We start from the raw sequence: 11,092 nt of genomic DNA, 5'->3' as shown, positions 1-11,092 counted from the left end.
TCAGCAGGTGTGTACTAATAGACCGAGGGCTTGACCAGGTAAAAGCACTTGTACTCTGATTGCAAAGCAGATTATTATTCAGTTCTGAAGGCACGTCCTTCTAAAAAAGAATAGAGAGAATTGTCCGGAAAAGACAACAGCGAGAGCTGATTACATATTCCGGGCAGCCGGTGTCGATGACGGTGAGGTCCCACCTGTTCCCATTCCGAACACAGAAGTTAAGCTCACTTGTGCCGAAGATAGTTGGCTGGACACGGCCTGTGAAAATAGGTAGATGCCGGCTTCTCTCACCATCAGGATATTGAAACCGTATCCTGATGGTTTTATATGGCCCGTTGGTCAAGCGGTTAAGACAGAGGCCTCTCACGCCTTTAACATCGGTTCGATTCCGGTACGGGTCACCATATGCACCTCTAGCTCAGTTGGTAGAGCAACTGACTCTTAATCAGTGGGCCCAGGGTTCGAGTCCCTGGAGGTGCACCAGATAAAAAGTGCTGAATCGTACGATTTGGCGCTTTTTCTTTGCTTTTTCCACTGTGATCTTGCGCTCCAGGGCTTCCTTTTTGGTTTTGAAGCTCACCCAGCTCTGGCAGGATTTGTCGTGATGGGGCTGTATAAGTGTAACGGACGGAATACGTGTTGCCGCGTTTCATAAAGGACCGGCTAAGATGCGGCGGTCTGGTGCACCCAAATACACAATCCGGACCTTTCTCCCATGGGAGAAGGGGCCGGATTTTTTCATTGTCTTTGGAGGGGTGGATTGCAGACATCCGAAACGGTACAAGGACAGTGCCGCAGCGGGCAGCGGGAAGGACGCAATGCGCTCAGAAAGACAGGCTTTCGGAACACTGCTGCCGTGGGTCTGCTCGATCTTTTTCGCGCAGGACAGCTGCGTCCTCGCCGTGGATCCATAGGAAAGGGAGGATAGGGTGCCCGATACATCCGGCCAGGACGTGGTCGAGTGCTTGCATGAGAGTACGCCTCCCTGTAAAGAATTGCCGGCAGCCGCTGCACAGAGCTGTCCGTTCCCCGGTGGGAGTGTCCTGCTTTTCTTTGGCTGCGGGCCTGGCTGGACCGGCCGGTCATACGGCGAAGGCCCGCTGCTCAGATCATGGAAACAGCGGGCCTTCTCAGGGCGTATCCGGAAACTTCACTTTGCATTTTCAGATGCGCTCCTGGGGATATGGGAAGATTTTTCGGGATTGTTTGATTCGAAAGATGACGCGGGCGAAACAGCTGGGATCACAGGCCCAAGCGGGTGGAAAGGTCATCGGCAACGTCGCCGTACCAGTCGGCAAACTGTTCCAGAATGGTGGGGTCGTGGACCATCAGTTCGCCGGTCTCAAGATCGCGGGAGTAGTTTTTGAAGAAATCGTAGACATACTCTGCCTCGGGAGCGTAGTTCCAATGGGCCAAGTCCTTGACGGCAGCCAGCTCGATCATGACGCCCTTGTCGTTGGACAGGGTGCCGGTGTACATCTCTTTGTCGCCGAGGGTCACCCAGCGCTGGTCATCGAGGGCGATGCCATAGTAGGGGTTGGCGGTCATGTCCATCTCGGTCAGAGGCAGGCCGTTGACGGTGCGATAGGCCTGGATGGCGCTCCAGATATGGGTGTGGGGGTCGTCTGCCCACATCGAGACCTGGCCGTCGGTCAGCAGGCTCATGCCGTAGGGACTGGAGCCGTCTACGGGGATCATCTGGAAGTAGTCGTGGTCGCCGCAGATGTACAGCAGAGGGATCTCATGGATCTGGCTCAGGTCGAGCTGTGCGATCTCATCGTCCATTGCGTTGACGCCCGAGATGGGAGCGGCCGCTGCAAAGACATTGCTGTAGGCAAGGCCCATGTAGAAGCTGTGCGCGCCGCCCGCCGACAGGCCGGTGACATAGACGCGGGACCGGTCGATCTGCGGGTATTTTTGGGCCAGGTCGCCCACGAGGGCCACGACGCCCTCCGATTCAAGGCCGTTGACGCCATAGGTCCTGGCAAAGTCGGTCCCTTCCTGCCACTCGGGTGATACAACGATGATGTCCTCTTTGCCGGCCAGTTCGGTCCAGCCCGAGGTATCGATCTGGAGATGGAGGTCGTTGTAATTGCCGTGCATGGTCACCACCAGGGGCACGGTGCCGTCCTCTTTTTCCAGAACGCTGTAAGGCACGATCTCATACCAGGCGTAGCTGCCGGGCATCCCCGTGACCGGTTGGCCGATCACTTCGTTGTAGCTGACGCCCAGACGGTCGAACTGGGGCAGCGGGCACAGATCGTAATCAAAGGCGCCCTCCATGACCGTGCCATTGAAGTTCCTGCCGTCCAGCGGCAGATTGTAGAATTCGGTGACGCTGTTGTGCATCCGGTAGTTGCGGGAAAAGACCTTGTCCCATGCGTTCCGGAAAGCTTCTGCCAGGTTGGCGTCGCTGCCGGTGACCGTCACCGCCAGAGGCCCATGGCCCCGGTTGGCTGCGCGGTAGGCCGCTTTGGCTGTGGATCCTGCGTTGGACAGGTAGGCGGGCAGACAGTCGGACAGTTGTGCGTCTGCGGACATTTCGCCGCCCCAGGTCATCACACCGGCCACGAAGTAGCACTGCCGGGACAGTTCGTTGTTGACAAAGGTGGCGCCCTCGTCGATGCCGATCACCTTGACGTTCTTGGCAGCGCGGGCCACAAGATCTTTCAGAGCCTGTACGTCTGCTTCGGTATAACGGTCCCCGATGGGGCTGATGACATAAACGCTGCCGCCCCACTCGTTCACGTTGCCCATCATTTGAAGCTGGTTCTCCACCAGATCCACAGCCTCCTGCTGGTTCTTGCGCCCTGCAAAGATGTAGTAAGTGGGGATGACCACATCGCTGCGATGGGCCAGAAGGACATTGTCCAGCACACTGTAGGAATAAACGGTATCGCTCACCGTTTTCCAGCCCAGGTCCCGGGCGATGGGCTGGACCCCGGCGGCTGCCGGCGTCTCCTCTGCGAAGGCGGCGGGGGCGGCCAGACTGCTCACCAGCGCAGCGCCGGCCAGGGCCGATGCGTGAAGAAAATTGCGGCGCGAGATCTTTTTCATGACGCATTCCTTTCTTTTTATCCGTTTGCCCACCTGCCCGAACGGCAGGTGGGCAAATGGTTTTTACTTCTTGTCCCGGCTCTGATACAGGTCGATGAACTCCTGCGCCAGGATTCGGAAGGTCTCGGCGCACATCATCTGATCCTCGACGTGGACGGCAAAGAGGGTCACAGGCTGGCTTTCACCTTCGCCTTCCTTGGTGAGCAGATCGTGATGGAAATCGTGGGCCTGCTCAAAGTATTTGTCACCCTCGGCCATCAGGGCGGCGGGGTCGCCTTCGCCGGTCTTGGCAGCCTGGATGGCGCCGATGTAGCTGCTGCGGGCGGCGCCGGCGGCGCTGATGAGTTCACAGAGGATGCTTTCCATTTCTTCAGTCATTGTGATCAGCCCTCCTTGGCGGCTGCTTCGGCAGCCTTTTCAGCCTCGTAGATCTCACGGTCGGCACTGCGCTCCGATTTTCGCAGCGCAGGTCAGTGCCCGCTTGCGAAAATCGGCTAAGCGCAAGAGTTGCAGCGCTCATGCGCCTTGCATCTGCACCTTTCTGGCGAATGGTTCGGCATTTTCGAGTTCTCAGATACACCCTGGTGTGATGACAGGAGGCGTCTATGAATCTTTCCTTTCCCCAAATGCCGGAAAAACTGACCAGCACCGAACAGGACATCGTAGAGTACATCGCCGCGCACCGGGATGAATTTCTCTGCATGACCATCGGGCAGCTGTCGGCGGCGCTGCATATCTCGGAGGCCACGGTCTCCCGCTTTGCCCGGCATGTGGGCTGTGAGGATTTCAAACACCTCAAGCGGACGGTGGTGGAACAGACGATCCAGCGCGGGCCGGTCCAGAAACTGAGCAACACCCTGCAGGCCAAGGAAGGCGACATCCTTGCCGCCTGGCTGGAACAGCAGCACTACAACCTGAAAAAGACTCTGGACCTGCTGGACCGGGAGGCCTTTGCCGCAGCGGTGGCCGCCCTGCTGGGGGCGCGCAAAATTTTTCTCCACGCCCGCAACGCCTCCCGCGCCCCAGCCGTCCTGCTGAAATACCGGCTGCGCCGCATCGGGCTGGAGGTGGAGCAGCTGCCGTCTGCCGGCAGTGAACTGGCCGAGCGTCTGGCCTCCATCGGCCCGCAGGATGTGGTGGTGCTGTTCGGCTTTGCCAAAGTATCGGAGGCGGCCGGAGTCATTCTGGACCGGCAGCAGCAGGCCGGCTACCGGACCATCCTTTTCACCAGCCGCGTATGGCACGGCGAGGGCCCTCGCGCTGAGATTGAACTTTTTGTCTATCGCGGGGACGAAAAGGAACAGCACTCAATGAGTTCCCCCATCTCGGTTGTCGAAGCTCTAAGCCTGGCCCTCTCGGCCCAAATGGGTGACGTCGCCCTGGCCCGCCTGGACGAAATCCAGCAGCTCAAGGCCGCATATAAGGATAGGCTGTGAGAAGATGCGGCGGCCTGGTGCACCCAAATACAAAATCCGAACCTTTCTCCCATGGGAGAAGGGTCCGGATCGAGCGTGTCTCTTTCGCCCCGCAGCGATAAAAGCAGCAGATACCTGTACGGATCTGCTGCTTTTTTGCGCAATTGCAATTTGGATGGCGGCAAGCGCATTACAGGCGCAGCCGCATTTGATACCAGGTCACGTCCCCGTGGGTGGAGCGGGACACGCCTTCGTTCACAAAGCCGAACGTTGCATAGTAGTGGACCAGCTTGTCTTTACAGGTCAGAACGACGCCCTTGCGGCCCTGGGCGCGGGCCTGGTCGATGACGTGGTGCAGCAGGCGGGCGGCACAGCCCTGCCGGCGGAAATCGGGCAGAGTGTCCACGCCAAAGATCATCTGCCAGGCGCCGCTCTCGCTGTGGAGAGAGGCGTCCTCGTACATCTCATCGGCCAGGTCGGGCGTGTCGGTGCACATCCCGTTGACAAAGGCCACCGGCTTTCCTTCCTCCAGCAAAAGCCAGAAGTGTTCCGGATAGACGGCCAGACGGCGGGCCAGGCTTTCCCGCCCAGCTGCCTCGGCGGCCGGGAAGCAGGCCGCTTCGATGGCGGTCAGGGCGTCCAGATCCGCCGGCACGGCAGTGCGTATCTCCATGGTTTTGTCTCCCTCCTTCACTGGCCCTGCAGCATGATCTTGACGATCTCTTTGTCGGTCTCCCGCATCCCTTCGCGGCCCAGCTGGCTGACGTTCCGGATGGTGTTCTCGACGCCCTTGGTGACGATGCCGTCCCCGGCGCGGAACTGCTGGCCGTTCAGGTACATATGGTAGCCCATGATGCCCGCCTCCACGCTGGACGCGATTTTGGCGGCGCAGCTGGGCTTGGCCCCGTCGCAGATGATGCCCGACACGATGGCCAGCGCATTGACCAGGGTGTGGGCGATGGCCTTGTAGTCCGCCCCCTGCAGATAGGCGATGCCGCAGCCGGCGGCGCACCCGGCGCTCACGGCGCCGCAATAGGCCGACAGGCGCCCGATGCCGCTCTTTTCGTGGATGGCGATGAGGTTGGAGACGGCCAGCGCCCGGTACAGCCGGTCTTTGGGAACGGCCAGAGCCTTGGCGTACTCGATGACGGGCACCGACACCGTGATGCCCTGGTTGCCGCTGCCCGAGTTGATGACCACCGGCAGCTCACAGCCGCTCATCCGGGCATCCGAGCCGGCTGCCGCCTTGGCGATGGCCCGGTTGCGCACGTCGTCGCCGTAGAATTTCAGCATGGTGGAACCGATGTTGGCCCCATAGTCGCCCAGCAGCCCCTCCTCCGAGATCTGGGTGTTGTACTGGATCTGGGTGTCCAGCACCGGGCGGATGTCATCCAGCTCGCAGCTGTCGGCAAAGTCCAGGATATCCGCGATGGTCAAAAGGTCCCGGCCGGCCAGACCTTCTTCGGTGGGGGCGCTGCCCTCATGGCCGCAGGCAGTCCCGCTTTCCTCCACAGGAATGTCCAGCAGCACCTGCCCGTCCTTTTCGATGTGCACAATGTTGGTGTGGTACTGGGCGATGCGGACAAAAGCTGTCTTCTCTCCCGCAGTCAGGCGGACCAGGATGTCGAAGATCTGGCCGTTGTCCACCGCCTCGACCTGGATGGGCGTGCTCTCCAGAAAGCGATGCATCCCGGCCTTCTGCTCGCTGGTCACGGACGAGATGACCTCGAGGGCCTTGTCGGCCTGGCCCGCCACGATGCCGGCGGCGGCTGCCGCTTCAATGCCTTTCAGGCCGTCGGTGTTGGGCACCACCACGCTTTTGACGTTTTTGATGATGTTGCTGCTGACCCCGATCTCCACCCGGTCGGGCATGGCCTCCAGCACCTCCCGCGCCTTGGCGGCGGCATAGGCAATGGCGATGGGCTCGGTGCAGCCCATGGCGGGGATCAGCTCTTCCTGCAAGATGCGCACATATGCCTGATAAACGTTGCTGTTCCGTTCCATCGTTCAATTTCCTTTCTGCTTGTGCTCCAGAATGTCGATCATGGTCTTTTCGGTGCCCGTCATGCCGGGGGAGGCGATCAGCCCCATGTTCCGCATGGTCTGCTCGGGGGTGGGACCGTTGATGCCATGGATCGGATCGATCGCGATGCCCTGCATTGCCATGGAGACAGACCGGTAGGCGGCGTCCACCGCCACCACGCCCTTCATGGTGCAGCCCTGATTGCCGCCGTCGCAGATCATCCCGGTGATGCTGCTGGCCATGTTGCAGATGGTCCGCGCCATGGCGTCTGCATCGCCGTCCCGCAGAAGGACAAGGCCGCAGGCCATGCCGGTGCCCGCCGCAATGGCGCAGCCGCAGAATGCCGACAGCTTGCCCGAATACTCCTTGATGTACATACAGACCAGATAGCTCAGGGCGGCGGCGCGCAGCAGTTTCTCCTCCGGATATCCCTGTACCTGACAGGCGGCGTAGAGGGGCATGGTGGCGATGATCCCATGCGCTCCCGACCCGGTGATGCTCATAGCCGGCTGGGGCAGGCCCAGGACCCGGGCTTCAATGGCTCCGTTGCAGAGCAGGGAAGCGGTGGCCTGTTCGTCCCGGGAAATGAGCCGGCCGCCGTTTTCGGCCAGCAGATAGCGGGCATAGGTGGTTTTGGGGCTGTCCAGGCCCGCTTTGCAGAGGGCCAGATTCATCTCGAAGGCGTGCCGGATGAAGGCGATCTCGCCGGCCGGCACGGTGAGGGCGTAATCCCGCAGCTGTGCCAGGGTGTAGCGGTGGATCAGGGGGACGGCGCCGTCGTCCGGAACGTCTTCCGGGACCGGCTTTTCAAAGACGGTACGGCCGTTCTCGGTGATGCGGACGATGTTGGTATGGGTATCCCGGATGGTGACGGAGGCTTCCTGCTCTTTGGCGGTCACGGTGGCTTCGATGAAGATGCGGCTGCTGATCCCGGCCATTTCCACCCGGACCATCCCGGCGGTGACCATCTCTCTGGCCTGGCGGGCCTGTTCCGGCGTGATGCCGTCCAGACATTCCAGACCTTTGTCCGGGTCTGCCCCCACTGCGCCCAGGGCGGCGGCGTGGGCGTTGCCCACCTCGCTGCTGCCGGGGATGCCGCAGGTGAAGGCGTTTTTGAACATACCGCTGTTCAGCCGCAATGTGATCCGGCGGATAGCGCCGCTGGTGTGCCGCCGGGCACAGGCCACCGCAAAGGCAATGGCTCCCGGCTCGGTGACGCCCAGCGCCGGCTTCATGTCCTGCCGGATCAGCTCGGTCAATTCGTGCATGGGCACGCTCCTTTCGCCTCTCCTTCCCACAAGAGGACCCCGGCGCGGCGGGCGCCGGCCGGGGTCAACCAGGGAAATTAGGAGGGTATATCGTGGGTTTGGCGGGTTTAGCGCAGGATGTCGTGCAGGTCCAGCGTGAGGCTGCCGTCCTCCTGTACAAAGCAGGGGACGCCCAGCCGCCGGGTGCCGCGAATCTCAGCGTAGAGGGGACTGCTCTCCCGGATCTGCAGGTAATCCTGCAGGGCTGCATGGCAGGAGAGGATGTCTTTGAATTCCACTTCCGCGCCGGCGGCAGCCAGCTGATGGAGGGCATAGAGGGTATCGGGGCAGAGATGACTGCCGATGACGGTCACGTTCATGGCTCACACCTCCGCAATGGCTTCGATCTCACAGAGGACGCCTTTGGGCAGGGCCTTGACGGCGACGCAGCTGCGGGCGGGCTTGCCGGTGAAGTAGCCTGCATAGACCTCGTTGAATGCGGCAAAGTCGCCCATATCGGCCAAAAAGCAGGTGGTCTTGATGACCCGGGCCAGGTCGGAGCCGGCGGCTTCCAGGATGGCCTTGACGTTCTCGCAGCTCTGGCGGGCCTGGGCGGCGATCCCTTCGGGGATGCTGCCGTCGGCGGGGCTGGCGGGGATCTGGCCGCTGGTATAGACGATGCCGTTCACAACATAGCCCTGCACATAGGGGCCGATGGCGCCGGGGGCGTTCTTGGTGTCGATCAATTTCATACAAATGCTCCTTTTCTCATGTCTGTAAATGGGGTGTACGTGGGCTCAGCGGGCCTGCTTGCGGGCGCTGGCCTTGACCAGCCAGTCCTTGCCTTCCACCAGGCGGGTGACCATCATGGAGGCGATGGTGTCGCCGGAGGAGTTCAGGCAGGTGGCGGCGGGGTCGAAGATGAAGCCCAGGGTCGCGATGATGGGGAAGGCCTCAGCCGGGAAGTTGAACATGCTGACGATCAGCATTTCGCCCACCAGGCCGCCGCCCGGCGCGCCGGACAGGACAAAGGCCGAGAGGATGGCCACCACGATGGCCATGCCGTAGGTGCCTGCGCCCGAGAAGTCCATCCCGAAGATGCCGTACAGGAAAGCGATCTTGACGATGGAGGACAGGACCGAGCCGTCCATGTGCATGGTGCAGCCCATGGGCAGGACCAGGTCGCTGACATCCTTGGGAACGCCGATGGCGTCGCAGGCCTCTTTGTTGACGGGGATGGTGGCGGCGGAGGACTGGGTGGCAAAAGCGGTGATGGCCGGCGGGAAGATGTGCTTGATCATGGTGGTCACGCCCAGCTTGCCGGCGGCCAGGAAGGCGTAGAAGGGGAAGAAGATGACGGCGTAGAGCAGGCACAGGGGATAGTAGACCAGCATGGAGCGGCCGTAGTCGCCGATGATCTCGGGGCCGTAGGTGGCCACCAGGTTGGCAAAGTAGGCGCCCAGGCCCAGAGGGGCGATGGTCATGATGACGCCGACAAACTTCATGATGATGTCGTTGAGGTTGACCAGCAGCTTGCCCACAGGGGTCTCGTCGCCGCCGCAGGCCGACACGCAGAAGCCGATGAGGATGGCGAAGATGATGAGGGGCAGCATATTGGACTTATCCCACAGGTCCGAGAAGTCGGACACGGTGAGGGAACTGACGATCAGCTCGGCGGCGGTCTTGGCTTCACCAACCTCGGCGCTGGTCATCTCGATGGAGGTGCCGGCGGAAGGGCTAAACAGGTTGACCCAGACCAGCACGCAGGCGGCTGCGATCAGGCCGGTAAAGATGAAGGTGCCGATGGTGCCGCCCAGGATGCGGCCCAGACGCTTCATGTTGGCCATGCTGCCCACAGCAGAGGCGATGGAGACGAACACCAGGGGAACCACGATGGTGAACAGCAGGTTCAGGAAAATGTCGCCCACCGGCTTGATGGCGGTGCCCACACTGGGGGCGAAGGCGCCGATCAGCGCGCCCACAACGATGCCGCCCAGGATCAGGATCAGGTTGCCGTACTGCTGCCAGAAGGTCTTTTGTTTGATGATGTTGGACGATGTAGACATGATTCGGTCCCTCCCTTTCCGTTACAGGGCATCTACGGCGGCTTTCAGCTGGGCCATGGCCTTTTCCAGGGTGGCCCTGGGGCAGGCTGCGTTCAGGCGCATATAGCCGCTCAGGCTGCGGCCGAAGGTGTAGCCCTCGTTCAGGCCCAGCTTGGCCTTGTGGATAAAGAAATCGCGCAGTTCCTCGTTGGTCATCTGCAGATCGCGGCAGTCCAGCCACATCAGATAGGTGGCATCGGGACGGTTGGGCTTGATCTGGGGGATGTTTTTGGCGCAGTAGTCGCAGACATAGTCGAAGTTGGCCGACAGATAGGACAGCAGCTGCTCAAGCCACTCCTCGCCCTCGCGGTAGGCTGCTTCCATGGCCACCGAGCTGAATGCGTTGTTGCGGTGGATGTCCATTCCGCCCCAGAATTTGTCAAAGACGGCCTTCATCTCCTGGTTGGGGAAGATGGTGGTGCTGGCCTGCAGGCCGGCCAGGTTGAAGGTCTTGGTGGCCGAGGTGCAGGTGATGATATGGCTCGCGATCTCGGGCGAGAGGGAAGCGGTGACGGTGTGATGCTTGCCGTGGAAGATCAGGTCGGAGTGGATCTCGTCGGACACCAGGAGCGTTCCGTTCTCGATGCAGATCTCGGCCATCCGGCGCAGGTCGGCAGGGTCCCAAACGATGCCCAGGGGGTTGTGGGGGTTGCACAGCAGGAAGATGCTGCACTCCTTCGCTTTGGCGGCAAAGTCGTCGAAATCGATATGCCAGCGACCGTTTTCCTCCACCAGCTGGTTCTCCACCACCGTGCGGTCCCAGGCTTCCACCACGTCGTAGAACTCCGAGTAGACCGGCGTCTGGATCATCACCTTGTCGCCGTCCTTGCTGAACAGCTTGACGATGGCCGACAGGGCCGGAACAACGCCCAGGCTCCAGCTCATGAGGGCGGTGTCGGGCTTCCAGTGGTTGCGCTTGACCTGCCACTGCTGCACAGCCTCAAAATAGCTGTCCGGCCGGGAAGTGTAACCCCAGATGCCTTCCTCGGCTTTTGCCTTGCAGGCGTCGATGACCGGCTGCGCCGTGCGGAAATCCATATCTGCGACCCACAGAGGGATGACGTCTGCTGTGCCAAATTTTTTGACCCGCTCATCGTACTTGGAGGAACGGTTGTGGCTGCGGTCAATGACCTCATCAAAATTGTATTTCATACGAGACTCCTTTGCTTGGTTGACTCAGGATCGTCTTTCCCGTCGGCCGCCGGGCTGTCCTTGTTTGTGCCTTTACTATACCCAAGACTTGCC

10 protein-coding genes, 2 tRNA genes and 1 rRNA gene are annotated in these 11,092 nt (G+C 61.0%); 4 read left to right on the top strand and 9 right to left on the bottom strand.

From position 1 onward, the window contains the following. The first annotated feature begins 166 nt into the window (after window positions 1-166). The 3 genes from rrf (at window position 167) to B5G12_RS07885 (ending at window position 483) form a co-directional block, all read left to right on the top strand. Window positions 167-283: ribosomal RNA gene (gene rrf / locus B5G12_RS07895) — 5S ribosomal RNA — on the top strand. 46 nt (window positions 284-329) lie between these two features. Further along, a tRNA-Glu gene (locus B5G12_RS07890) sits at window positions 330-404 on the top strand. Between the two features lie 3 nt (window positions 405-407). Then, window positions 408-483 (top strand) — tRNA-Lys (locus B5G12_RS07885). Window positions 484-1,242: 759 nt separating this feature from the next. On the opposite strand, the gene B5G12_RS07880 is transcribed toward B5G12_RS07885, so the two are convergent. Further along, window positions 1,243-3,057, bottom strand: coding sequence for a PHB depolymerase family esterase (locus B5G12_RS07880; protein ID WP_087324527.1), 1,815 nt, complete (start codon window positions 3,055-3,057; stop codon window positions 1,243-1,245). Window positions 3,058-3,120: 63 nt separating this feature from the next. Beyond that, on the bottom strand, window positions 3,121-3,435 hold the full coding sequence (locus B5G12_RS07875) for a PTS sugar transporter subunit IIA (RefSeq protein ID WP_087324526.1): 315 nt from the start codon (window positions 3,433-3,435) through the stop codon (window positions 3,121-3,123). Window positions 3,436-3,662: 227 nt separating this feature from the next. Here B5G12_RS07875 and B5G12_RS07870 point away from each other — a divergent pair, with 227 nt between their 5' ends. Continuing rightward, entirely contained in the window at window positions 3,663-4,493 is an 831-nt protein-coding gene (locus tag B5G12_RS07870; protein ID WP_087324525.1) for a MurR/RpiR family transcriptional regulator, read from the top strand. Between the two features lie 169 nt (window positions 4,494-4,662). Here the strand turns inward: B5G12_RS07870 and B5G12_RS07865 are convergent, their stop codons facing one another. The 7 genes from B5G12_RS07865 to B5G12_RS07835 all read right to left on the bottom strand — a co-directional run bounded on the left by B5G12_RS07865 (window position 4,663) and on the right by B5G12_RS07835 (window position 10,999). Continuing rightward, window positions 4,663-5,145: a GNAT family N-acetyltransferase gene (locus B5G12_RS07865; RefSeq protein ID WP_087229515.1), complete on the bottom strand. Its 483-nt coding sequence runs from the start codon at window positions 5,143-5,145 to the stop codon at window positions 4,663-4,665. 17 nt (window positions 5,146-5,162) lie between these two features. After that, on the bottom strand, window positions 5,163-6,476 hold the full coding sequence (locus B5G12_RS07860; RefSeq protein WP_087324524.1) for an L-cysteine desulfidase family protein: 1,314 nt from the start codon (window positions 6,474-6,476) through the stop codon (window positions 5,163-5,165). Window positions 6,477-6,479: 3 nt separating this feature from the next. Further along, complete coding sequence (locus tag B5G12_RS07855) at window positions 6,480-7,763, bottom strand: L-cysteine desulfidase family protein (protein WP_087324523.1); 1,284 nt, start codon at window positions 7,761-7,763, stop codon at window positions 6,480-6,482. Between the two features lie 107 nt (window positions 7,764-7,870). Beyond that, a complete protein-coding gene (locus B5G12_RS07850; protein ID WP_087324522.1) occupies window positions 7,871-8,122 on the bottom strand; it encodes a glutaredoxin in 252 nt (83 codons plus the stop codon). Window positions 8,123-8,125: 3 nt separating this feature from the next. Continuing rightward, window positions 8,126-8,494, bottom strand: a complete 369-nt coding sequence (locus B5G12_RS07845; RefSeq protein WP_087324521.1) for a RidA family protein — start codon at window positions 8,492-8,494, stop codon at window positions 8,126-8,128. Between the two features lie 45 nt (window positions 8,495-8,539). Next, complete coding sequence (locus B5G12_RS07840) at window positions 8,540-9,808, bottom strand: dicarboxylate/amino acid:cation symporter (RefSeq protein WP_087229500.1); 1,269 nt, start codon at window positions 9,806-9,808, stop codon at window positions 8,540-8,542. 21 nt (window positions 9,809-9,829) lie between these two features. Beyond that, the gene (locus B5G12_RS07835; protein ID WP_087324520.1) at window positions 9,830-10,999 is read right to left on the bottom strand and encodes a MalY/PatB family protein; all 1,170 of its coding nucleotides are present in this window, start codon (window positions 10,997-10,999) and stop codon (window positions 9,830-9,832) included. Window positions 11,000-11,092: the final 93 nt, after the last annotated feature.

This window comes from Faecalibacterium sp. An58 (assembly GCF_002161515.1).
GTDB classification, from domain to species: domain Bacteria; phylum Bacillota; class Clostridia; order Oscillospirales; family Ruminococcaceae; genus Faecalibacterium; species Faecalibacterium avium.
Note: the sequence above shows the minus strand (reverse complement) of the source record. Positions and strands in the feature narration are given on the sequence as shown.

Coding starts and splice junctions, on each gene's coding strand:
- B5G12_RS07845 (WP_087324521.1), bottom strand. CDS start 8,494: ATGAAATTGATCGACACCAAGAACGCCCCCGGCGCCATCGGCCCCTAT.
- B5G12_RS07865 (WP_087229515.1), bottom strand. CDS start 5,145: ATGGAGATACGCACTGCCGTGCCGGCGGATCTGGACGCCCTGACCGCC.
- B5G12_RS07870 (WP_087324525.1), top strand. CDS start 3,663: ATGAATCTTTCCTTTCCCCAAATGCCGGAAAAACTGACCAGCACCGAA.
- B5G12_RS07880 (WP_087324527.1), bottom strand. CDS start 3,057: ATGAAAAAGATCTCGCGCCGCAATTTTCTTCACGCATCGGCCCTGGCC.
- B5G12_RS07860 (WP_087324524.1), bottom strand. CDS start 6,476: ATGGAACGGAACAGCAACGTTTATCAGGCATATGTGCGCATCTTGCAG.
- B5G12_RS07850 (WP_087324522.1), bottom strand. CDS start 8,122: ATGAACGTGACCGTCATCGGCAGTCATCTCTGCCCCGATACCCTCTAT.
- B5G12_RS07855 (WP_087324523.1), bottom strand. CDS start 7,763: ATGCACGAATTGACCGAGCTGATCCGGCAGGACATGAAGCCGGCGCTG.
- B5G12_RS07875 (WP_087324526.1), bottom strand. CDS start 3,435: ATGACTGAAGAAATGGAAAGCATCCTCTGTGAACTCATCAGCGCCGCC.
- B5G12_RS07840 (WP_087229500.1), bottom strand. CDS start 9,808: ATGTCTACATCGTCCAACATCATCAAACAAAAGACCTTCTGGCAGCAG.
- B5G12_RS07835 (WP_087324520.1), bottom strand. CDS start 10,999: ATGAAATACAATTTTGATGAGGTCATTGACCGCAGCCACAACCGTTCC.